The sequence below is a fragment of the Pseudomonas sp. BS3782 TE3695 genome (assembly GCF_050435305.1).
Taxonomy (GTDB): Bacteria; Pseudomonadota; Gammaproteobacteria; order Pseudomonadales; family Pseudomonadaceae; genus Aquipseudomonas.
Genome location: NZ_JBNDKB010000001.1, coordinates 6,083,226 through 6,104,692, shown reverse-complemented (window position 1 = coordinate 6,104,692; position 21,467 = coordinate 6,083,226). Strand labels below are relative to the sequence as shown.

Sequence of the window (21,467 nt, the reverse complement as noted above, 5' to 3'; positions counted from 1 at the left end):
TTCTGTCACTCACCGGGGAAGACGCATGACAAAAACAACAATGCGCGCCATCTTCAAACCGCAAGCGCTGGCCGCTGCGGTGGCCTTGGGCTGTTGTGCCCAGGTGCAGGCTGTTTCATTCAACATCGGCGAAATCGAGGGGCAGTTCGATTCCTCGTTGTCGGTCGGTGCGAGCTGGGGCATGCGCGATGCCGACAAGTCTCTGGTGGGCAGCGTCAACGGCGGCACCGGCCAGTCTTCGACCGGTGATGACGGGCGCCTGAATTTCAAGAAAGGCGAGACCTTCTCCAAGATCTTCAAAGGTATCCACGACCTCGAATTAAAGTACGGCGATACAGGCGTGTTCGTCCGTGGCAAGTACTGGTACGACTTCGAGCTGAAGGACGAAGACCGCGAGTTCAAACAGATCAGCGACAGCGGTCGCAAAGAAGGCGCCAAGTCTTCGGGTGCGCAGATCCTCGATGCATTCGTCTATCACAACTATTCCATCGCCGATCTGCCGGGCACTGTGCGCGCCGGCAAGCAGGTGGTCAGTTGGGGGGAAAGTACCTTCGTCGGCAACTCGATCAACAGCATCAACCCGGTCGACGTTTCCGCATTCCGTCGACCGGGGGCAGAGATTAAGGAAGGCCTGATTCCGGTGAACATGCTGTTCGCCTCCCAAGGCCTGACCGATCAGCTCACGGTGGAAGGTTTCTACCAACTGGAGTGGGATCAGACCGTTCTCGACAACTGCGGCACTTTCTTCGGCGTCGACGTGGCGGCGGATGGCTGCAACAACGGTTACACCGTCGGCAGTCCGGCGATTGCACCGTTGGCGCCGCTGGCGTCAGCCTTTGGCCAACCTATTCAGGTCACCCGTGAGGGCGTCATCGTGCCCCGTGGCGGCGACCGCGATGCCCGGGATTCAGGGCAGTGGGGCACCGCCTTGCGCTGGCTCGGTGACGACACCGAGTACGGCCTCTACTTCATGAACTATCACAGTCGCACCCCGACTGTCGGCACCACTACTGCGGGGCTGTCGACACTGGCCAGCCTGCCGGGCATGGTCAGCACTGCCAACCGTCTGGCCCCGGGCAGCGGTTCCGGCCTGGCGCAAAGCGTGATGCTCGGGCGCGGCCAGTATTACCTCGAATACCCGGAAGACATTCGTCTGTACGGCGCAAGCTTCTCCACCACTTTGCCCACCGGTACTGCCTGGACCGGCGAAATCAGCTACCGGCCCAACGCTCCGGTGCAGGTCAATACCAACGACCTGACCCTGGCGTTGCTTAACCCGATCGCCGGCGGCGCCGCATCGCCTGTCGCGACCCGGCCAGGTGCCGACAACACCGGTTATCGCCGCAAGGAAGTGACCCAGGTCCAAAGCACCCTGACGCACTTTTTCGACCAGGTATTGGGCGCCCAACGGCTGACTCTGGTGGGTGAAGCCGCGGTGGTACGGGTTGGTGGTCTGGAGTCGCGGAGCAAGCTGCGTTATGGCCGGGATTCGGTTTACGGCCAGTACGGTTTCGGCGGCGATACCGACGGCTTTGTCACCTCAACTTCCTGGGGCTACCGCGCCCGGGCGATTCTCGATTACGCCAACGTGATTGGCGGGATCAACCTCAAACCCAACCTGTCCTGGTCCCATGACGTCGCCGGCTACGGTCCCAACGGGCTGTTCAACGAAGGCGCCAAGGCGGTCAGCATCGGTGTCGATGCCGATTACCGCAACACCTATACCGCGAGCCTCAGTTACACCGACTTCTTTGGCGGTGACTACAACGTCCTGGAAGACCGTGATTTCCTGGCGCTGAGCTTCGGTGTGAACTTCTGATCTGGCTGAGAAGGATGATGTTAATGCGCAAGATGATTCTGCAATGCGGCGCCCTGGCCCTGACCCTGCTGGCCGCCAACGTGATGGCGGCGGTCTCGCCGGAAGAAGCTAACAAACTCGGGACTACGCTCACGCCGCTGGGCGCCGAGAAGGCCGGCAACGCCGACGGCTCGATTCCGGCGTGGACCGGTGGCATTCCCAAAAACGCCGGCGCGGTCGACAGCAAAGGCTTCCTGGCTGATCCGTTCGCCAGTGAAAAACCGTTGTTCACCATCACCGCCGCGACTGTCGATAAGTACAAGGACAAGCTCTCGGATGGCCAGGTGGCGATGTTCAAACGCTACCCGGAAACCTACAAGATTCCGGTCTACCCGACCCACCGCACCGTGGGCCTGCCGGCGGAAATCTACGAGTCGGCCAAGCGCAGCGCACTGAATGTGAACAGCATCAACGACGGTAACGGCCTGGCCAATTTCACCGGCAACCGCTACTACGCGTTCCCGATTCCGAAGAACGGCGTCGAGGTACTGTGGAACCACATCACCCGTTATCACGGCGGCAACCTGCGCCGCATCATCACCCAGGTGACCCCGCAGACCAATGGCAGCTACACGCCGATCCGCTTCGAGGAAGAGATTGCCGTACCGCAATTGATGAAGGACCTGGACCCGGAAAAAGGCGCCAACGTGCTGACCTTCTTCAAGCAGTCGGTGACCGCGCCGGCGCGGTTGGCGGGTAATGTGCTGCTGGTGCATGAAACCCTCGATCAGGTGAAAGAGCCGCGCCTGGCGTGGATCTACAACGCTGGTCAGCGTCGGGTACGACGCGCGCCGCAAGTGGCCTACGACGGGCCGGGCACCGCCGCTGACGGCCTGCGCACGTCGGATAACTTTGACATGTTCTCCGGCGCGCCGGATCGCTACGACTGGAAACTGATCGGCAAGAAGGAAATGTACATTCCCTACAACAGCTACAAACTCGATTCGCCGAGCCTCAAATACGATGACGTGGTGAAGGCCGGGCACATCAATCAGGATTTGACCCGTTACGAATTGCACCGGGTCTGGGAAGTGGTCGGCACGGTCAAGTCGAGTGAGCGGCACATCTACGCCAAACGCCACATGTACGTCGACGAAGACAGTTGGCAAGTGGCGCTGGCGGATCACTACGACGGTCGTGGTCAACTGTGGCGAGTGGCCGAAGGTCACGCCCAGTATTACTACGATCATCAGACCCCGGCTTACACCCTGGAGGCGCTCTACGACATCATTGCCGGCCGATACATTGCCCTGGGCATGAAGAACGAAGAGAAGCACAGCTTCGAATTCGGCTTCAACGCCAAGTCTGCCGACTACACCCCGTCGGCCCTGCGCGCCGAGGGCGTTCGGTAAGGGTTTTGATACATTGGCATCACCAGAGGCGACCTGCGGGTCGCCTCTTTTATGGGCGCCAATCAGCGTCCTGAATACTTCTCAACAAGCGGGTTATAGAGGGCTAGGGTGGCCGGACAATTATAAAAAGGCACGCCGCAATGACCGCCATGACTCCGTGTCTGGACCGTTCTGGATTCCTGCCCCGCCTGTCCTCTCATCACCTGTCGCGGGCTCGTTTGAGCGAGCCGTTGTTGGCTTCGACGGCCCGGGTGAAATTGCTCTGTGCGCCCGCCGGCAGTGGCAAGAGCGCGTTACTCACCGAATGCCTGTTGCAGGCGCCAACCCAATGCCGAGTGCATTGGTTGCCATTGTCCGGCGTGGCGTGGAGCGCGGCGGATTTTCGTCATCGTCTGGCAGAGACACTGGGGCTGGCCTCATCGGATGAAACCGGGTTGCTGGACGCTCTGGCACGATTGCCGACGCCTGCCTGGCTGTTTCTCGATGACTATTGCCGTCTGCCGAACCCGGAGCTGGACCAGTTACTCGATCGCATGCTGGCGATCAGCAGTCCGATGCTGACCTGGTGGGTGGGTGCCCGACGCCGACCGCAATGCAACTGGCCACGGTTGCTGCTCGACGCTGAGTTGTACGAGTGCGAGAGCACTTCGCTGGCGTTCTCCCAGGGTGAAGTCGAGCAGATACTGCAGCCCTGGGTACCCGAGCAAGCCGGCAAGGTGGCGAGTCGGATCATCCAGCGCACCGGCGGCTGGTGTGCCGGTGTACGGATTGCATTGCTGCATAAGTGCGACTGGTCACGTCAGGACAACTCCCTGGGGCGGGCGGCCACCTTGCTCGATTACCTGGAACATGAGTTGTTCACCTCGCTGACGCCTGAATTGAGCGAGGCCTGGCGCGTGCTGGCCCACTTGCCCCGCTTCAATGCCCGATTGTGCGATCACCTGTTCGGGGCCGGGGAGGGCGCTCAATACTTGCGGACCTTGCAAGCGCTGGGTTGTTTTATCGAGCCTTGGCAAGACTCCAGCGACTGGCTGCAGATTTTCACTCCGTTCACCCAGTTGTTGCGCGATGAGCAATGGCCGGCGGGACGCTCCTGGCATCGGCGGGCCTGCCAGTGGTTCTGTGCTGAACAGGACTGGAAATCGGCCTTCGAACAGGCCTTGCTCGCCGAGGAATACGAAGTGGCGATCAGCCTGTTGCAGCACTTCAGTTTCGAGCACTTGTTCGAGGAGCAAACGGTGGTGCTGTTGTTGCGTTTGCATGAGCAGCAAGGCGAGGAACTGACGCTGGGCAGCCCACAATTGGTCGGATTGATTACCGCTGCGCTGTTATTCGCCGGACGTTTCGAACAGGCGACTGCCTGTATCGCTCATTTGGCGTATTTCACGCCTCAACCCTCGGCGGTGCTTCAGCGTCGATTGATTGCACGTTGGCAAGCCCTGCAGGGTTGGTTACTGCATTTGCAGGGACGAATGGAGCCTTCGCGTGCGCACTTTCTTGATGCATTGAACGCCCTCGATCCCGACTGTTGGACGGCGCGCCTGATGTGTTTGTCCGGTCTGACGCAACAAGCACTGCTTAGGGGCGCACTCGATGTGGCGCAAGCCCACAACCGTCAGGCGCTGTGCCTGGCGCGGGCGCAAGGTTCGTTGATATTCGAGGGCCTGATGGAACTCGATCATGCGCAATTGCTGGAGCAACGGGGGGCGGCGGTGCGGGCTGAAAGTCTGCTTTGCGAGATCGATCAATTGCTCTGCCAGCGTTCGGACCGACCTGCACCCTTGTTGGGGCGGATTGCATTGCGGCGTGGGCGATTGGCCTTGTGCCTGGGGGCAGATGAGTGCGCTGCCGAATTCTTTCAAGCAGGCCTGGACGATTGCTTGCGCAACCACGACAAGCGCGTGTTGTATGGATTTCTGGGGCAGGCCCAACTGGCAGCGAACAAAGGCGATTACGCCCAGGCGTTCGTCCGGTTGCGCGACGCCGAGCGGCTGATGCAACAACGGCATATTCCAGATACCGTCTACCGCGGCGTTCTGCTGCAAGTCAGCAGTCAGCTTTGGTTGCAACAAGGACGCCCGGAACTGGCACACGAAACACTGACCCGGGTGTTGCGCCACTATCGCGGGCCGAATGCCCGGCAGGCACCGCCGGCGACCCTGGAGCTGATTCCACGGATCGAGTACTTGCTGATACTCGCCGAAGCACGTCTGGGGTGGGGAAAGGCCGATGCCCTGGTGCAACTTCAGCAACTGCTGGAACTGGCGCAGCAGAACGGGATGTACGCGCTGCAAACCGAACTGCAATTGACCATGGCCGAAGTGCTATGGCTTGGCGGCAATACAACGGAAGCAATTGAGGTGTTGCAGAAAGGATTACACATGGTTGCACGCTATCAGGGGCAACAAGCGGTATGCGAATTGCGCTTGCGTCAGGCGCCATTGTTCGAAGCGTTGACTTCGCAGTTGCCAGGCGATGGACTTTTTGCCACCGCTTGCGAGACGAATCCGCTCAGCCACCGTGAACTGCAGGTACTAGAGTTGATTGCCCTCGGCAATTCCAATCAGCAGATCGCCGATGCACTGTTCATTTCATTGCATACTGTTAAAACCCATGCCCGAAGAATACACGGAAAGTTGGGTGTTGAACGCCGTACGCAAGCAGTGGCCAAGGCCAAGTTACTCGGGGTGTGGGGCTGAACTGGAGGGCTTTATATGTGATGGCAGTTTGTGTTTGTTTAAAGCGAGTGGCTGATGGTTAAACGTGGTTGAAGTTGAGAATATTTGGTATTGCTTCAGCGTTTTGATGTTTTTTTTCTCTGCATTAGATTCGTGCAACTCACTGGGCATCCAGCCTGTTGTAGCGATTCGTGTAAGGAGACATAAAATTAACATCATGAATACTGATTTTTCTATTAGTGACGACAGCCGTCCACAATGGCTGACACGTGCCAGTGTTGCTGATCAACTTCATTATGGCGAACTGGAACAGCAGTCTATCGTCAGTCAGATTGAACTGGATAAACAATTGGGGATCTTCGCTAGCGTGCGGGTTTATGCCCGTTATCTGGCCAATCAGGCGCTGGAACTGGAGTTTGGCAGCGCGCTGGATCCTGACAGCATCACGACGTCCAGTCGCTATGTTTTCCAACAGGCTGGCCGGACATTCATTCAGGAGGACAAGCGCACCCTAACGGACTTGCTCTTGCACGGCCTGCATGAAGAAGGTCAGCGTGCAAATATCACTTTGCGCGGCGAAGGACTTCCGTCGGGGCTGAACCAGCAATGGCTGGAAGAATCCTTGAATCACGATGTTCGAGCGGCTTACGGCGCCGAATTCCGGAGTGTGTACCAACGCAGCGGTGTACTCGCAGCGATGAACGACGTCACCCGGGATCAGCTGTTGCTGAGTGCGTTTGCTGCGAAACTTCAAGGACACCTCAACGACACCAATCTGCAGCGGGTTCTACGTGCGATTGCCGGAGACTCGAGCCTGACGATTGCGCCCTTGCAGTTACGTGAAGACACCCGTGCACTCAAGGATATGGTCGCCATTGGAAGCCGCGACGACAGCCTGGAGGACTGGCTCCTGTACGCCCCCGGCTCGCCCGATGGTCAGGATTGGTACGAGTTGCCCACTTTCAGGCGTTTGAGCCTTGATATCAGTCGGTGGACGGCAACACAAAGCGGTCAGGACTATCTGACTTGGCAGTCCCATGCACTGGATCGCGAGACGATCAGCGGTTATCTGAAACAAATCCCGCAGCTGCCTTATCTCTGGGGCGGTATCACGCTTGCACCTTCCCCATACAAGGGAGAAGAGGTGTTGAACGCAATTGTTTACAACGAGCGGGCATGGCGGGTATCGCAGGAAGAGAGTCAAACGCCCTATGGCTATCGCACAGCGTCCAACGAGCAGCGTCAACGTTTTGCGCGGATCAACTGCGAACTCAAGTCGCTGCAAACCGTTGAGGTCCGTCAAGGAGGATTTGTCAGCTTTGAACGTTTTTGCCATCAACTGATCAAGCAACGTGTAGAAGAAGTTCTTCTGCAAAGAGGTGAGCGTGTCGTCATCAATCCTGATCGAATCAATGTGGAAATCAGTCAGGAACAAAAGATGACACTGACCCAATTGATTGTCGGCGAAGTGCACTTTTATGCCAGTGGTGAAGGCCAACCCCTTTATCCGAGATTCACACTGGCTGCTGACCATCCACCGATCAACAAGCTTGATATCCGCGATATAGCCAGTTGGTCGAATACGCTACGTCCTGGCGAGAAGTACATCGATATGTTGCGCTCGGTGCACCTCAACCGATCCCATCCCGAAGGTGCATTCAAGCGACAGCTCTACATGGCGATACTGCAACGTCAGATGGAAGTGGCAATCATGCAGGGGGCATTCACTGGGCGGTTGCCTGAGGAGCACTTTGCGGAGTTGATCAAAGTTGTCGAACAGTTCGATCCGCTTCAGCCGCAGCCGACAAGTCCTGTGGGTGAGTCGCCAGAGGATGTGCGTTCCAGTGCATTGTTCAACCTTCATCTCAGAGGGCGTTTGGTGGTTGGGGTGTTCGTGTTCAGGCTAGTGGTGGCCGGGCAAGTCGAGGAGTATCTGTTTACCCCGGATGCACCGGACGGACGTGAGCTACGACCGTTCAAGGAGTTTGTGTCGGCAGTAAAAAAAGGCACGCTCGGTGATTATTGCCATGATCGGGTTTTTGCCAAATATCAACCGCAGGTCGGCACTTACCTTACTGATCTCGAACAATTGAGCAACTTTATCGAGGCTCCCTCCCTGGAGCGCAATAGCCGCGTCACCGATTTGAACGACAGCTATAACGACGTGGTGTACAAAATCATTTCCGATGTCGACGAGAAGACCGAAAGCCTTAACGAAATCATTTGGGGGCTGGTGTATAACGCAGTCGTCACGGCGGCCAGTGTCATCAGTATTGTTTATGCGCCAGTAGGTATCGCGCTAAGTGCGGCGTTGCTGACCCAGAATCTGGTGCAAGGCGCTGAAGCCTATACCGAGGGCGATCGGGCAAAAGCCCTGAGCCACTTTAAGAAGGCGCTGTTTGAACTGGCGTCTCTGGGCAAGGCCGGTCTTGGCAAGTCGGGCGCCAGTCAGTTGCAGAAAAATCTCATCGGGTTGTTGGGTGATGCGTTAGAGGTTGAAAAGTTGTTTGCGGCTGCAACCGGGCAGCCCCGGTTGCATGAGCGGGCGCTGGAAGTGATTCAGGAGATTCTCGATGATCCGGAAACCATCAGCAGCCAAACCACCCTTGTGTAAGGCCCCGAGCTGTTGACCTGCAACGGATGGCCGCCGATGTCGATTCGTGTTCAGCGAGCGACTTCGTTGGCCTCAAACCCCATCCGCCAACTCACAGCCCGCGTCGCCGCCAACAACCGCTGCGCCGCCGGGCCGTTTTCATCGGCATGAAACAACGAGGCCGGGCCGACAATGGTCATCACCGCCGCTACCTGTCCGACCGCATTGAACACCGGCGCCGACAATGCATCCACGCCAGGCATCAGCAAGCCGTGAACATGGTGCAAGCTGCGTTCGCGGATCTGCTCGCACAATGAGGTGTAAGCCTGCTCATCGGCCAGCGGATGAACGTCGACAGCGCGAACTTCGAGATCGCGCAACTCATCGGTTTCGCGATGGGGCAAATAGGCACTGAACACCAGCCCGGTCGAGGAGCTGAGCAACGGCAGAACCGAGCCCAATTGCGTGACCACCGTCACTGCCCGCACTGCCGGTTCGATGTGCACCACTGTCGCGCCCTGATTGCCCCATACCGCCAAAAAACAGGTCTCGTTCAGGTCGTCGCGCAGTTCAGCCAAGGGCAGGGCGGCGACTTTCAACACGTCCATACTGTTCAGAGCAGCCAGGCCGACCCGAAGCGCCTCACGGCCCAGGCCGTAATGGTTAGTGGCGGGGTTCTGCTCGGCAAAACCGCTGGCAATCAGCGCCTGCAAATAGCGGTGGACCTTGCTCGCCGGCATCTGCACGTGTTCGGCCAAGCGTGACAACGAGGTCGATGGCGACAGTTCGGCAAGCGCCTTGAGAATATCGGTGCCGACCTCGGCCGAGCGGACTTTCTGTTTACCGTTGCTTTCGCTGGTCATGAGGCGGTGTGATCCCGGGACGAATGGGCGTCTTTATAGCTTGACGGTCAATACCAATCAAATTACGTTATGCGTAATCGAATTACGATAAAAATAACCCTGGCGTGCCAAGTTCTCTTCAGCAGAGTGACAGGCCATTGCCAACTCCCGTTCAGGAGGCTCCATGAACCTCGATTCAACGGCGCCAGCGCTGGCCTATCAGTCAGGCTTTGGCAACGAATTCAGCAGCGAAGCGTTGCCCGGCGCGTTGCCCGTCGGCCAGAACTCCCCGCAAAAAGCCCCTTACGGCCTGTACACAGAACTGTTCTCTGGCACTGCGTTCACCATGGCTCGCAGCGAAGCACGGCGGACCTGGATGTACCGCATTCAGCCGTCGGCCAACCACCCGGCATTCGTCAAACTGGATCGGCAACTGGCGGGTGGCCCGTTGGGTGAGGTAACGCCCAATCGCCTGCGCTGGAACCCGTTGGACATTCCGACCGAGCCCACTGATTTCATCGATGGGCTGGTGAGCATGGCCGCCAACTCGGGCGCAGAAAAACCGTCCGGGATCAGTATTTATAACTACCGCGCCAACCGTTCCATGAAACGCGTGTTCTTCAACGCCGACGGCGAATTGCTGCTGGTGCCGCAACTGGGTCGCCTGCGCATCGCCACCGAACTGGGCGTGCTGGAACTGGAACCGCTGGAAATCGCCGTTCTGCCTCGCGGGCTGAAATTCCGCGTCGAACTGCTCGATCCGCAAGCCCGCGGCTACATCGCCGAAAACCACGGCGCTCCTCTGCGCCTGCCGGACCTGGGGCCGATCGGCAGCAACGGTCTGGCTAATCCGCGAGACTTCCTGACGCCGGTGGCTCATTACGAAAACCTCAAGCAACCGACCACCCTGGTGCAGAAATTTCTCGGTCAGTTGTGGGGTTGCGAGCTCGATCATTCGCCGCTGAACGTGGTCGCCTGGCACGGCAATAACGTGCCATATAAATATGACTTGCGCCGCTTCAACACCATCGGCACGGTCAGTTTCGATCATCCGGATCCATCGATTTTCACAGTTCTGACTTCGCCGACCAGCGTGCACGGTCTGGCCAATCTCGATTTCGTGATCTTCCCGCCACGCTGGATGGTCGCCGAGAAGACATTCCGTCCACCATGGTTCCACCGCAACCTGATGAACGAATTCATGGGCCTGATCCAGGGCGAATACGATGCCAAGGCCGAAGGCTTTGTGCCTGGCGGTGCTTCGTTGCACAGTTGCATGAGCGCCCACGGCCCTGACGGCGAGACGTGCACCAAAGCGATCAACGCGGAACTGGCGCCGACTAAAATCGATAACACCATGGCCTTCATGTTCGAGACCAGCCAAGTGTTGCGCCCGAGCCGATTCGCCCTGGATTGCCCACAACTGCAAAATAATTACGACGCCTGCTGGGCCACGCTGCCCGCGACTTTCGACCCGACCCGGAGATAACCCATGACTCAGACTTCCATCACTCGTAGCTGGGTTGCCTCCGCCAACGGCCACGCGGATTTCCCGCTGCAAAACCTGCCGTTGGGCGTCTTCAGCGTGAAGGGCTCCGCGCCGCGCAGTGGCGTGGCGATCGGCGACCACATCTTTGATCTGGAAGCGGCACTGGAGGCCGGGCTGTTCGAAGGTGTTGCGCGCACTGCGGTCGACGCCACCCGTGGCGGTCAATTGAATGCGTTCTTCGAATTGGGCCGCGATGCTCGCGTTGCCCTGCGCGAACGTATGCTGGAACTGTTTGCCGAAGGCAGCACCCTGCACGGCAAAATCGAAGCCCAAGGTGCCAAACTGCTGCCACTGGCGGCGAATTGCGAAATGCACTTGCCAGCGAAGATTAACGACTACACCGACTTCTACGTCGGCATCGAGCACGCGCAGAATGTCGGCAAACTGTTCCGCCCGGACAACCCGTTGCTGCCGAACTACAAGTACGTGCCGATCGGTTACCACGGCCGTGCCTCGACCATTCGCCCATCCGGCACTGACGTGCGTCGGCCGAAAGGCCAGACCCTGCCGGCCGGCCAGACCGAGCCGACGTTTGGTCCGTGCGCACGTCTGGACTATGAATTGGAACTGGGTATCTGGATCGGTCCGGGCAATGAGATGGGCGACCCGATCGCCATCGGTGACGCCGCCGACCACATCGCTGGTTTCTGCCTGCTCAACGACTGGTCGGCGCGGGACATCCAGGCCTGGGAATACCAGCCGCTAGGGCCGTTCCTGTCCAAGAGTTTCATCACCAGTATTTCTCCGTGGGTGGTGACGGCCGAAGCGCTGGAGCCGTTCCGCCGTGCCCAGCCTGCACGCCCTGAAGGCGATCCGCAGCCGCTGCCGTACCTGTTCGACAAGCGTGATCAGGCCGCCGGTGCCTTCGACATCGAACTCGAAGTGCTGCTGCTGACCGAGTCGATGCGTGAGCAAAATATGCCAGCCCATCGCCTGACCCTCAGCAACACCCAACATATGTACTGGACCGTTGCACAACTGGTTGCGCACCACAGCGTCAATGGCTGTCAGTTGCAGGCCGGTGACCTGTTCGGTTCGGGTACGCTGTCCGGTCCTGAAAACGGTCAGTTCGGCAGCCTGCTGGAAATCACCGAGGGCGGTAAAAAGCCTATCGAACTGGCGTCGGGCGAGGTGCGTAAATTTCTTGAGGACGGCGACGAAATCATTCTGCGCGCACGTTGCAGCCGCGAGGGTTTTGCTTCCATCGGTTTCGGCGAATGCCGTGGCAAAGTGTTGCCAGCGCGCTAAGAGGATTGGGTCATGGAACTCTATACCTACTACCGTTCGACCTCGTCATACCGGGTGCGTATTGCGTTGGCGTTGAAGGGGCTGGATTACCAGGCGCTGCCCATCAACCTGATCGCGCCGCAAGGTGGCGAACATCGGCAGCCGACCTATCTGGGCATCAACCCGCAAGGCCGGGTGCCGGTCTTGCGCACCGATGAGGGCGAGTTGCTGATCCAGTCACCGGCGATCATCGAGTACCTGGAGGAACGTTTTCCAGAGGTGCCATTGCTGTCTAAAGACCTCGTCGCCCGTGCCCATGAGCGTGGCGTGGCGGCGGTGATCGGCTGCGATGTTCATCCCCTGCACAACGTCAGCGTGCTCAACAAGCTTCGGCAGTTAGGGCACGATGAGCCGCTGGTGGTGGAATGGATCGGTTACTGGATCAGACAAGGGTTGGCGACGGTGGAGCAGTTGATCGGTGACACCGGTTACTGCTTTGGCGATCAGCCGGGGCTGGCGGACGTCTATTTGATCCCGCAGTTGTATGCGGCCGAGCGCTTCAATATTTCCCTTGAGGCCTACCCGCGAATTCGTCGAGTGGCGGCATTGGCGGCGACACACCCGGCCTTCTTCCTGGCCCATCCTGCGAATCAGTCCGATACCCCTTAATGGCTCACATAGACCTAATGTGGGAGCGGGCTTGCGAAGAACGATAACGCGGTCCGTCAGAAATACCGCGGTGTCTTCTTCGCGAGCAAGCCCGCTCCCACATGAGATTAGTGAACCACTGAGTTAGGCGGTAGGTGCCCGAGTCGTTCGGTCAGGCGAATCCGCTGGATCGGGTCGTCACAGAGCAGCAGCGCGTGCTCCAGGTCAAAACGCTCGGCATTCGGGCATTCCAGCCGTTGATAGAGACTTGCCCGGGCCAGATAGTCGGAGGCGCAGGCGTTGCCCAACTCAAGCACACGCTCGGCGTCGATCAGGGCGTCGATGTAGTCATCATTCGTGAGGTACAACTGGCGCAGGTTGCGCGACAGCCGCTGCAGCATCTGCACCGGTTCAGCTGTCAGTAAGTGCTCGGCGCTGAGTTGCATGTTCGGGCCGTACTGGCGTTGCAGTAACTCCCGGCAGTCGTTGGGGTATAGCCGTCGCCCGCCGCAAGGGTCGAGCAGATGATCGGCGCCTTGTACCCGTAGCAGGAAATGTCCGGGGAAGTTGACCCCGACCATGGGGATCTCCAGCCTTCTGGCCAGTTCCAGCGCAATCAGGCCCAGTACCAGCGGTTGGCCCCGCCGACGTTCCAGCACCTTATGGAGTAACGCCACTTGCGGGCGCAAGGGCGTGGAGTCGTCCTGAGCGAACCCCAGGTCATTCATCCGGCGCAACAACGGTTGGGCCAATTCACTCACCGGCAGCATCGGCAACCCGTAGCTGACCCGCTGTTGCAGGTCCTTGAAATCCGCCAGCACCGCCTCGGGATTCAGTTCCTTATCGTGTTCGACAGCCATCCACAGCGCCGCCTCGAACAGCGCGGGCGGTGATCGTTGCAGACAGTCGAAAAAACGTTGGCGCGGGGTCATCAAAATCTCCGGGGAATGCCTCGTTTTAGCCCCGTCGAAGGCTTTCGTCCAGTGTCGGGCACAAGCGGTAACAGGTTATGTCCGAAAGCCTGCAAAGCGGCGGCGCTTATTCCGGGGCGTTTCTGCAATTTTTGTGCACAAGCCTATACTGGCGACTACAAGAAGTGATTCGGGAGCCCTACGATGTTCGCTCTCATGCAAAGCACTCGCCTTGAATCGCTGCACCTGAGCGTCGATCCGGTCACCGGGTTGAAGGCGGTGATTGCCATCCACAACAGCCGTCTGGGACCTGCCCTGGGCGGGTGTCGTTACCTTGCTTACCCCACCGATGAATCCGCGATCGAGGATGCCGTGCGCCTTGCCCAAGGCATGAGTTACAAGGCGGCCCTGGCCGGCTTGGCTCAGGGCGGTGGCGTTGCAGTGATTCTACGCCCGGCCCATGTGGAAAATCGCGCCGCCCTATTTGAAGCCTTCGGGCGCTGGATCAATCAGCTCGACGGTCGCTACATCACCGCCATCGACGCCGGAACCTCCGTGGCGGACATGGATTGCATCGCCCAACAGACCCAATTCGTCACCAGCACCACCGCCGCGGGCGACCCGGCCCCGCACGCCGCCATGGGCGTATTCGCCGGCATTCGCAGCACTGCCATGGCCCGCCTGGGCAGCGACAATCTCGAAGGCTTGCGCATCGCCATTCAAGGCCTGGGCAATGTCGGATATGCCTTGGCCGAACAGTTACACGCGGCCGGTGCCGAACTGTTGGTCAGCGACATTGACCAAGGCAAAGTGCAATTGGCCATGGAGCAATTGGGCGCTCATCCCATCGCCAACGATGCGCTGCTCAGCACACCGTGCGACATACTCGCGCCCTGCGGTCTGGGCGGTGTGCTTAACAGCAACAGCGTGGCGCAACTGCGCTGCGCGGCGGTCGCAGGTTCGGCAAACAACCAGTTGATCCATATCGGCATCGCCGATCAGCTGGAGCGTCGGGGCATTTTGTATGCGCCCGATTATGTGATCAATGCTGGCGGGCTGATCTACGTGTCGCTCAAACACCGCGGGGAAGAGCTGACGACCATCACCGCGCACCTGTCGAAAATCAGTTCACGGCTGACCGAAGTCTTCGCCCATGCCCAGGCGGAAAAACGTTCCCCGGCCCGGGTGGCAGATGAGTTGGCGGAGAAAGTGCTATACCGCTGATGTCGTACTGATCAACAGTTTGAACCGATGAAGGAGTAGGGGCGTATCCGGCCGACTTGCTCCTCAGGCCCAGCGTCACAAGCGTCGGGCTGACCAATGCACGCCGACTCACGCGTGCCAGGAGCCCTGTGATGCTTCACAAGGTTGAGCTGCCGTACACCCGTTTCTTATCCCCCGATGGCCAGCCGCTCGGCGCGCTTCCTGCCTGGGCCGACGATTTCAATCTGTTGACGCGCCTGTATCGGCAGATGGTCCTGACCCGCCTTTTCGATCAGAAAGCTGTCGCCTTGCAACGCACCGGACGCATCGGCACCTACGCGCCGACCCTGGGCCAGGAAGCCATTGGCGTCGCAGTCGGCAGCCTGATGCACGCCGAAGATGTGCTGATCCCGTATTACCGCGACACTGCCGTGCAATTGATGCGCGGTGTGCGCATGGAAGAAATCCTGCTGTATTGGGGTGGCGACGAGCGTGGCAGCGATTTTGCTGACCCGGCGGTGGCCCAGGATTTCCCGATCTGCGTGCCAATCGCCACCCAGGCCCTGCATGCCTGCGGCGTTGCCAGCGCCTTCAAAATCCGCGGCGAGCATCGGGTCGCTGTCACTACGTGCGGCGACGGCGGAACCAGCAAAGGTGATTTCCTCGAAGCCCTCAATGTCGCTGGTGCCTGGCAGTTGCCGGTGGTGTTTGTGATCAACAACAACCAGTGGGCGATCTCGGTGCCGCGACGAATCCAGTGCGGCGCTCCGACTCTGGCGCAGAAAGCCCTTGGCGCCGGCTTCCACGGCGAGCAAGTCGACGGCAATGACATGCTCGCCGTTTACGACCGCATGCAAGCGGCCCTCGAACGGGCGCGCCACGGGAAAGGCCCGGTGTTGCTCGAATGCCTGAGCTATCGGCTCGGCGATCACACCACCGCCGACGATGCCACGCGCTACCGGTCGGCGGACGAGGTCAAGCAGGCCTGGCTCGAAGAACCGATCAAACGTCTGCAACGCTTCATGGCCGGGCAGGGCGTGTGGGACGAAGGCCGTGAGCAGGCGCTGGTCAGCGAATGTCAGGGCTTGGTGCAGCAGGCTGTGGATAACTTCGAAGCGGCAGGAGTGCAGGCACCGGAATCGGTCATCGATTACGTCTACGCGCAATGGCCACAAGCCCTGGCCGAACAGCGCGAAGAGTTTTTGGAACGGGTGGCGCGCCGGACGGGAGGTTCGAGCGATGAGTAACGGCAAAGTGACGCTGCTGGAAGCGGTGAATCTGGCGTTGCATCGGGCCATGAGCGAGGACGAGAACGTCATCGTCCTCGGTGAGGATGTCGGGGTGAATGGTGGCGTGTTCCGCGCCACGTTGGGCCTGCGCGACAGCTTTGGTTTCAAGCGGGTGATCGACTCGCCGCTGGCCGAAACCATGCTCGGCGGGCTGGTGGTGGGCATGGCGGCCCAAGGCCTGAAACCGGTGGTGGAAATCCAGTTCATGGGTTTCATCTACGCCACCATGGAGCACCTGGTGTCCCACGCCAGCCGCATGCGCAACCGCACGCGCGGGCGGATCACCTGCCCGATGGTGATGCGCACGCCCATGGGCGCAGGGATTCGCGCGCCGGAACATCACAGCGAAAGCACTGAAGCGCTGTTCGCGCACATTCCGGGGCTGCGGGTGGTGATCCCGTCCTCGCCGGCCCGGGCCTATGGCTTGTTGCTCGCGGCCATCGACGACCCGGATCCAGTGATATTTCTCGAACCGACCCGACTCTATCGAATGAACCCGCAACCGCTGCTGGATGACGGTAAGCGCCTGCCGCTGGACAGCTGTTTCACCCTGCGTGAAGGCAGCGACATTACCTTGATCAGTTGGGGCGCCAGCGTGATGGAAACCCTGCAAGCCGCCACACAACTGGCCGAGCAGGGCGTCTCGGCGGAAGTGATCGATGTCGCCAGTATCAAACCGCTGGACCTCGACACGATGGAAGCCTCGGTGCGCAAGACCGGTCGCTGCGTAATTGTGCACGAAGCGCCACGCTCCTGCGGAGTCGGCGCGGAAATCGCCGCCAGTCTCTACGAACGGGTGTTTCTGGAGTTGCAGGCACCGATCCAGCGAGTCACCGCGCCAGACATTCCGCCGCCGTTGTATCGACTGGAATCGCTGTACATGCCCGGCGTCGAAGAAATTCTTCATGCCTGCAACACCGTCATGCAGCACTACCCCTGAACAGACGCCTGAGGCCGAGGAGGTTGCGATGAAATATTTCAAACTGCCGGATCTGGGCGAGGGCTTGCAGGAAGCGGAAATCGTCCGCTGGCATGTCAAGGTCGGCGATACCGTCAAGGCCGATCAACTGTTGGTGTCGGTGGAAACCGCCAAGGCGCTGGTGGACATTCCTGCGCCCTACGACGGTGTGGTGGCAAAAACCTTTGGTGGTGAGGGCGACATCCTTCACGTTGGCGAACCTCTACTCGGTTACGAAGGCGAAGCCGATGCGGGCACCGTGGTCGGGCGGCTTGAGGGCGGTGGCACGAATCAGGAAGATGCATTTTTTATCGGCGCTGCACCTTCGACTCGTGAGCACCTAACCAACCGTGCCACGCCGGCGGTGCGTCAACTGGCTCGGCAACTCGGCGTTGAACTGAGCGGCTTGACGGGCTCCGGCCAGGACGGCCAGATCACCCGCAGTGACGTGGAAAACGCAGTCCAGACGGAACGCGAACGCTTCGGCGGCGAGAAGCTGCGCGGTGTACGACGCAGCATGGCGCTGAACATGGCAAGGTCCCATGCCGAAGTGGTGCCGGTGACGATTTTCGGTGATGCCGATCTGCATCGCTGGGGGCAGGCGCGAGAACCGCTGATTCGTCTGGCCAAGGCGATGGCGGCCGCCTGCGTCGTAGAACCCGTGCTCAACAGCGCCTTCGATGGCAAAACCCTGGCGCTCAAGCAACATGAACAGCTCGACCTGGGCATTGCCGTGGACACGCCGGACGGCTTGTTCGTGCCGGTGCTGCGCGATGTAGGCAATCGCACGGCGGCGGATTTGAAAGAAGGTGTGATGCGTCTGCGGGCCGATGTGCAGGCGCGCTCGATCCCGCCCCAGGAAATGATGGGTGCGACCCTGACCCTGTCGAACTTCGGCACCTTGTTCGGCCGCTACGCCAACCCGGTGGTGGTGCCGCCGCAAGTGGCGATCCTCGCCGCCGGGGCGATCCGCGATGAACCGGTGGCGGTCGAGGGCGCGGTGGTGGTGCATCCGATTCTGCCATTGTCCCTGACCTTCGATCACCGCGTGGTCACTGGCGGTGAGGCGGCGCGCTTCTTCAAGGCGTTGGTCGAGGCGCTGGAACAACCCGAGGTCTAGGTTTCTTGCAGGCATGAAAAAGGCCCTGAGCCATTTGACTCAGGGCCTATTCAATTCGGGCATTGCTTACTTTGGCGTCTTGGCAGCTTTGGCTGGCTTGGTCGGCTCAGCGCTCGCTACTTCAACTGGTGCAGCTACTTCAACAGGTTCAGTGGCTTTAACAGGTTCAATGGCTTCGGCGGGTGCATTCAGTAGTTCGGACAGAGCGTCCGGCTGGCTCTTGAATGCCTTGGCGAATACATCACGGTTCTTCGCCATGTAGATCCCGGCTTCTTCCACTTGCTGTTCAGTCAGGGACGGAACGGCTTTTTGCAATACTTCTGCCAGCAATTCGGCCAGTTCGAGCATTTTGTCATGACGGTCAGCTTCGGCTTTATCCATGAACAAGCGCTCCAGATCTCGGCTGCTGCGGTATACCACTTCGACGGCCATTCACCACCTCACATGCCTTTACATTAGTTGTCTGTTTCGACCACTGTATTTATATACAGCGAAAAGGATAAGCGAATCCCTGCGCTTTGGGTAGTGGCTTTTTAATGTAGACCGAATTCAGAGTTTGTCAGGGGAGCCGTGTTGTCCCTGTTCGCGAGCAAGCCCGCTCCCACAGGATATGCGCTGACCCTTGTGGGAGCGGGCTTGCTCGCGAATAGGCCGGCAAAAACACCACAAAAGTGTCCAGTAGCAGCCCATCGCCATCTCACCCACCAGTATCTGGCCTTTTTTCTGCATGCAGAATAACCGTCACGTCCATCCCGCATCATCCGCTCGAACCGAGCTAAGGAACAATCAAAGTGAAAATCAACTGGGCCGAGAACTTGCGGCAGAACGTGCACCAACTGGCCGAGTCCCTGGGCAACCTGTTCGTCGAGACCTTCCATTACCTGGCGCTATTTGCCATCGGAGCAGTGACCGCCTGGGCGGCGGTGATGGAATTCCTCGGAATGCTCGAACAGGGGCATATCAAGATCGATGACATTCTGTTGCTGTTCATCTACCTGGAATTGGGGGCGATGGTCGGGATTTACTTCAAGACCAACCACATGCCGGTGCGCTTCCTGATCTATGTGGCGATCACCGCACTGACGCGGCTGCTCATCTCCAACGTCTCGCACCACAATCCGCCGGACCTGGGGATCATTTACTTGTGCGGCGGGATTCTGCTGCTGGCATTTGCAATTCTGGTGGTGCGTTACGCCTCGTCGCAGTTCCCTTCGGTGAAGATCGAACACCCGCAACGCAAGATCGGTGCGGGTTCCGGTGAGCATCCCGAAGTGGAGAAGGGCGAGATTTAAAGCCCCAGTGAAGGTCGGGGCCGGGATTTGACCCGTGGCGGCAGCGAGTTGCGACTGTCGCCGTCGGTCATGGCTTCGAGGATGGCCACGGCGCTGTTGCCCTGTTCGATGGCGATGCCGAATTGGATGCTTTGCACCAGGCGTTTGAGGCGCTTGGGATCATTGCGCTGTTCGGCGCTGATCATCCGTTTGGCCACCACGCGACCACTTTTGGAGAGGGTCAGCATGATGCTGCCGTCCAGCCCCTGAATGCTCAGGTTGACTTGATAATCCGGTGCAAAGGCATCGGTAATGAGTTGAAAGGGGTTGTCCATGATGCGTCACCGCCTGATTGAACGTGCAGTTGTTGACCGGCCATGATCGGGATTAGTTCGCAACACCAGACCGTCGGCCATTCCCTAGCCATATCGCCATCATCGCTTTTGTAGGAGCTGCCGAAGGCTGCGATCTTTTGATTTTTACCGCTTCCAAGGATGTCGAGAAAAAGATCAAAAGATCGCAGCCTTCGGCAGCTCCTACAGGGCAAAGCAAGGGGCATGCCGGGAAAAGGATGGAACAATGAACACGGCAAAAAGAAGGCGGGCACTGTGGCCCGCCTTCTTTTTGCCTGCCCGTTTCAGGGCATGAACGAGTAGATGATCGCAGACAGTGCAATCAAACCGATCAACACTACGAACACGTTCGAGGCCTGATTCGAGTACTGGCGCAAGGCTGGCACGCGGCGGATGGCGTACATCGGCATCAGGAACAACAGGCACGCGATGATCGGCCCGCCGAGGGTTTCGATCATGCCCAGGATGCTCGGGTTGAAGGTCGCGACGGCCCAGCAGCTGAGGATCATGAACAGCGCAGTGATGCGGTTCAGCCAACTGGCGGACATGACGCGACCACGGCCACGCAGACTTTTCACGATCAGGCCCTGAAAGCCTTCGCTGGCGCCGATGTAATGGCCGAGGAAGGATTTGGTGATCGCCACCAACGCAATCAACGGCGCGGCATAAGCGATGACCGGTGTCTGGAAGTGGTTGGCCAGGTACGACAGGATCGAAATGTTCTGCGCCTTCGCAGCGGCCAAATCAGCCGGGGACAGCGCCAGCACGCAGCTGAAGCAAAAGAACATCACCGTGACGACCATCATGGCGTGAGCGATCGCGAGAATGCCGCTGCTTTTGCGTTCGGCTTGCTCGCCGTAACGTTGTTTCTGATCGACGGCGAAGGCCGAGATGATCGGCGAATGGTTGAACGAGAACACCATCACCGGAATCGCCAACCACAAGGTCTGGAAGAACAGTGGCAGTGGCATGCCTTCACTGGCAGTGGCGAAGAACGCGCCGTTCCAGTTCGGGATCAGGCTGACGCCGAGCAGCAGCAACGCCGCGACGAACGGGTAAACCAGTACGCTCATGCATTTGACGATGACGCCCTGACCGCAACGCACGATCGCCATCAAGCCGAGAATCAGCCCCAGCGACAGAATCGCCCGAGGCGGCGGGGTCATGTGCAACTGGTGCTCCATGAGGCTGCTCAGGGTGTTGGTCAGCGCCACGCTGTACACCAGCAAAATCGGGAAGATCGCAAAGAAATACAGCAGCGTGATCAGCTTGCCGGCGCCGATACCAAAGTGTTCTTCCACCACTTCGGTAATGTCCCCGGAACGCCCGGACAAAACGAAACGCGTCAGGCCGCGGTGGGCGAAGAACGTCATCGGAAAGGCCAGTACCGCCAGGAGCAGCAGCGGCCAGAAACCACCGACACCGGCGTTGATCGGCAGGAACAATGTGCCGGCGCCAATCGCCGTGCCGTAGAGGCCAAGCATCCAGGTGGTGTCGTGTTTGCTCCAGCCTTTGTGGGTTGTTTCGCTATTGCGGGTCAGGTCTACAGCAGGATTATCGGCAGCAGGTGTACGTACATCGGTCATCGTTTTTGCCTCGTTATTATTTTTGCTCG

General features: G+C 59.2%; 16 protein-coding genes and 1 pseudogene. 12 read left to right on the top strand and 5 right to left on the bottom strand.

Annotated features, from left to right (window positions below):
• The first annotated feature begins 25 nt into the window (after positions 1–25).
• From ABH909_RS27655 to ABH909_RS27640, 4 genes are all read left to right on the top strand, one after another.
• The gene (locus ABH909_RS27655) at positions 26–1,819 is read left to right on the top strand and encodes a DUF1302 domain-containing protein (RefSeq protein WP_429439267.1); all 1,794 of its coding nucleotides are present in this window, start codon (positions 26–28) and stop codon (positions 1,817–1,819) included.
• 23 nt (positions 1,820–1,842) lie between these two features.
• Positions 1,843–3,210, top strand: coding sequence for a DUF1329 domain-containing protein (locus tag ABH909_RS27650; protein WP_429439265.1), 1,368 nt, complete (start codon positions 1,843–1,845; stop codon positions 3,208–3,210).
• A gap of 140 nt (positions 3,211–3,350) precedes the next feature.
• Positions 3,351–5,909: a LuxR C-terminal-related transcriptional regulator gene (locus tag ABH909_RS27645; RefSeq protein WP_429439262.1), complete on the top strand. Its 2,559-nt coding sequence runs from the start codon at positions 3,351–3,353 to the stop codon at positions 5,907–5,909.
• A 64-nt stretch (positions 5,910–5,973) separates the two neighbouring features.
• The gene (locus tag ABH909_RS27640; protein ID WP_429439259.1) at positions 5,974–8,502 is read left to right on the top strand and encodes a dermonecrotic toxin domain-containing protein; all 2,529 of its coding nucleotides are present in this window, start codon (positions 5,974–5,976) and stop codon (positions 8,500–8,502) included.
• Positions 8,503–8,552: 50 nt separating this feature from the next.
• Here ABH909_RS27640 and ABH909_RS27635 read toward each other — a convergent pair whose 3' ends face one another.
• Entirely contained in the window at positions 8,553–9,344 is a 792-nt protein-coding gene (locus tag ABH909_RS27635; protein WP_429439257.1) for an IclR family transcriptional regulator, read from the bottom strand.
• 163 nt (positions 9,345–9,507) lie between these two features.
• Here ABH909_RS27635 and hmgA point away from each other — a divergent pair, with 163 nt between their 5' ends.
• Genes hmgA through maiA form a run of 3 tightly spaced genes read left to right on the top strand, consistent with a single transcriptional unit; the run spans position 9,508 to position 12,768 of the window.
• Entirely contained in the window at positions 9,508–10,812 is a 1,305-nt protein-coding gene (gene hmgA, locus ABH909_RS27630) for a homogentisate 1,2-dioxygenase (RefSeq protein WP_429439254.1), read from the top strand.
• Between the two features lie 3 nt (positions 10,813–10,815).
• Entirely contained in the window at positions 10,816–12,120 is a 1,305-nt protein-coding gene (gene fahA / locus ABH909_RS27625) for a fumarylacetoacetase (RefSeq protein WP_429439251.1), read from the top strand.
• 12 nt (positions 12,121–12,132) lie between these two features.
• Positions 12,133–12,768 (top strand): maleylacetoacetate isomerase, encoded by a 636-nt coding sequence (maiA, locus tag ABH909_RS27620; RefSeq protein ID WP_429439248.1) that lies wholly within the window; start codon positions 12,133–12,135, stop codon positions 12,766–12,768.
• A 107-nt stretch (positions 12,769–12,875) separates the two neighbouring features.
• On the opposite strand, the gene ABH909_RS27615 is transcribed toward maiA, so the two are convergent.
• Positions 12,876–13,679, bottom strand: a complete 804-nt coding sequence (locus tag ABH909_RS27615; protein WP_429439246.1) for a SirB1 family protein — start codon at positions 13,677–13,679, stop codon at positions 12,876–12,878.
• 183 nt (positions 13,680–13,862) lie between these two features.
• Here ABH909_RS27615 and ABH909_RS27610 point away from each other — a divergent pair, with 183 nt between their 5' ends.
• From ABH909_RS27610 to ABH909_RS27595, 4 genes are all read left to right on the top strand, one after another.
• Positions 13,863–14,882 carry a Glu/Leu/Phe/Val dehydrogenase dimerization domain-containing protein gene (locus ABH909_RS27610; RefSeq protein WP_429439243.1) on the top strand — a complete coding sequence of 340 codons (1,020 nt, stop codon included), beginning with the start codon at positions 13,863–13,865 and terminating at the stop codon, positions 14,880–14,882.
• Between the two features lie 131 nt (positions 14,883–15,013).
• Positions 15,014–16,108 (top strand): pyruvate dehydrogenase (acetyl-transferring) E1 component subunit alpha, encoded by a 1,095-nt coding sequence (gene pdhA / locus ABH909_RS27605; protein WP_429439241.1) that lies wholly within the window; start codon positions 15,014–15,016, stop codon positions 16,106–16,108.
• Positions 16,101–17,090 (top strand): alpha-ketoacid dehydrogenase subunit beta, encoded by a 990-nt coding sequence (locus ABH909_RS27600; RefSeq protein ID WP_429439238.1) that lies wholly within the window; start codon positions 16,101–16,103, stop codon positions 17,088–17,090. Before pdhA ends, ABH909_RS27600 begins: the two co-directional genes overlap by 8 nt.
• Before the next feature lie 28 nt (positions 17,091–17,118).
• On the top strand, positions 17,119–18,228 hold the full coding sequence (locus tag ABH909_RS27595) for a dihydrolipoamide acetyltransferase family protein (protein WP_429439235.1): 1,110 nt from the start codon (positions 17,119–17,121) through the stop codon (positions 18,226–18,228).
• 177 nt (positions 18,229–18,405) lie between these two features.
• Here the strand turns inward: ABH909_RS27595 and ABH909_RS27590 are convergent.
• A pseudogene (locus ABH909_RS27590) lies at positions 18,406–18,660 on the bottom strand (YebG family protein); the annotation flags it as partial.
• Positions 18,661–19,019: 359 nt separating this feature from the next.
• Here ABH909_RS27590 and ABH909_RS27585 point away from each other — a divergent pair.
• Positions 19,020–19,520, top strand: coding sequence for a phosphate-starvation-inducible protein PsiE (locus ABH909_RS27585; RefSeq protein WP_007903272.1), 501 nt, complete (start codon positions 19,020–19,022; stop codon positions 19,518–19,520).
• Here ABH909_RS27585 and ABH909_RS27580 read toward each other — a convergent pair.
• On the bottom strand, positions 19,517–19,834 hold the full coding sequence (locus ABH909_RS27580) for a DUF3509 domain-containing protein (protein ID WP_429439233.1): 318 nt from the start codon (positions 19,832–19,834) through the stop codon (positions 19,517–19,519). The two genes, ABH909_RS27585 and ABH909_RS27580, sit on opposite strands and share 4 nt — an antisense overlap.
• A gap of 302 nt (positions 19,835–20,136) precedes the next feature.
• Positions 20,137–21,438, bottom strand: a complete 1,302-nt coding sequence (locus tag ABH909_RS27575) for a serine/threonine transporter (protein WP_429439230.1) — start codon at positions 21,436–21,438, stop codon at positions 20,137–20,139.
• Positions 21,439–21,467: the final 29 nt, after the last annotated feature.

Coding starts and splice junctions, on each gene's coding strand:
- ABH909_RS27650 (WP_429439265.1), top strand. CDS start 1,843: ATGCGCAAGATGATTCTGCAATGCGGCGCCCTGGCCCTGACCCTGCTG.
- ABH909_RS27595 (WP_429439235.1), top strand. CDS start 17,119: ATGAAATATTTCAAACTGCCGGATCTGGGCGAGGGCTTGCAGGAAGCG.
- ABH909_RS27575 (WP_429439230.1), bottom strand. CDS start 21,438: ATGACCGATGTACGTACACCTGCTGCCGATAATCCTGCTGTAGACCTG.
- fahA (WP_429439251.1), top strand. CDS start 10,816: ATGACTCAGACTTCCATCACTCGTAGCTGGGTTGCCTCCGCCAACGGC.
- pdhA (WP_429439241.1), top strand. CDS start 15,014: ATGCTTCACAAGGTTGAGCTGCCGTACACCCGTTTCTTATCCCCCGAT.
- ABH909_RS27635 (WP_429439257.1), bottom strand. CDS start 9,344: ATGACCAGCGAAAGCAACGGTAAACAGAAAGTCCGCTCGGCCGAGGTC.
- ABH909_RS27610 (WP_429439243.1), top strand. CDS start 13,863: ATGTTCGCTCTCATGCAAAGCACTCGCCTTGAATCGCTGCACCTGAGC.
- ABH909_RS27655 (WP_429439267.1), top strand. CDS start 26: ATGACAAAAACAACAATGCGCGCCATCTTCAAACCGCAAGCGCTGGCC.
- maiA (WP_429439248.1), top strand. CDS start 12,133: ATGGAACTCTATACCTACTACCGTTCGACCTCGTCATACCGGGTGCGT.
- ABH909_RS27600 (WP_429439238.1), top strand. CDS start 16,101: ATGAGTAACGGCAAAGTGACGCTGCTGGAAGCGGTGAATCTGGCGTTG.
- ABH909_RS27580 (WP_429439233.1), bottom strand. CDS start 19,834: ATGGACAACCCCTTTCAACTCATTACCGATGCCTTTGCACCGGATTAT.
- ABH909_RS27615 (WP_429439246.1), bottom strand. CDS start 13,679: ATGACCCCGCGCCAACGTTTTTTCGACTGTCTGCAACGATCACCGCCC.
- ABH909_RS27645 (WP_429439262.1), top strand. CDS start 3,351: ATGACCGCCATGACTCCGTGTCTGGACCGTTCTGGATTCCTGCCCCGC.
- hmgA (WP_429439254.1), top strand. CDS start 9,508: ATGAACCTCGATTCAACGGCGCCAGCGCTGGCCTATCAGTCAGGCTTT.